Genomic DNA, 615 nt, shown 5'->3' with positions numbered 1-615 from the left:
GCCCGGCAATCCGTACCTGATACCAGCCGTCGCTCAGTTTCTGACGAAACGCCGGGAGCTGTGTGGCCAGTGCCCGGATGGCTTCAGCCCCCGTTTTCACACGAAGGTCGATGCGGCGACCAAATCGTTGTAAATCCCCGTAAAGGCAGATGCGCGCCATGCCCGGTGACGCCAGAGGGAGTGTGTGCGTCGCTGCCATTTGTCGGTGTACCTCTCTCGTTTGCTCAGTTGTTCAGGAATATGGTGCAGCAGCTCGCCGTCGCCGCAGTAAATTGCGGCGTGATTCGGCACTGATGAACCAAAACAGCACAGCAGCACATCGCCCGGCTGTGCCGCTGACAACGGCACCTGATACAGCCCCGTCGCCTCCAGATTATCCAGATAGAGATTCTGGCCGTTACGCCACCAGTCATCCTCACGATAAAAGTCCGGCATCTCAATCCCCGCCAGATGATAAGCATCCCGGAACAGTGTGTAACAGTCCGTCACACCGTGCTCAAAGCGCCGCCCGGTGAGATGCGGCACACAGCGGAACTTATGAATCGTCCCCCGGCAGACCAGCCACCACGGCAAATCACTCTGCACCTGCAGCCGCCGGTCGGCCTCACTCAGCCA

Annotated in this window: 1 protein-coding gene and 1 pseudogene; both read right to left on the bottom strand. The window is 59.3% G+C overall.

All coding sequences use genetic code 11. The annotated features are described in order from the left end of the window. Window positions 1–160 (bottom strand): annotated as a pseudogene (locus ACJHWT_RS25475) (tail assembly protein); the annotation flags it as partial. Further along, window positions 97–615: C40 family peptidase (locus ACJHWT_RS25470; protein WP_147675959.1), on the bottom strand; the 519-nt coding region annotated here is incomplete at its 5' end. The pseudogene ACJHWT_RS25475 and the gene ACJHWT_RS25470, both read right to left, overlap by 64 nt.

The organism is Escherichia sp. WS338 (assembly GCF_046486405.1).
In the GTDB taxonomy this organism is placed as follows: domain Bacteria; phylum Pseudomonadota; class Gammaproteobacteria; order Enterobacterales; family Enterobacteriaceae; genus Escherichia; species Escherichia coli.
The sequence above is the reverse complement of the archived record's forward strand: the minus strand, read 5'-3'. Positions and strand labels throughout refer to the sequence as shown.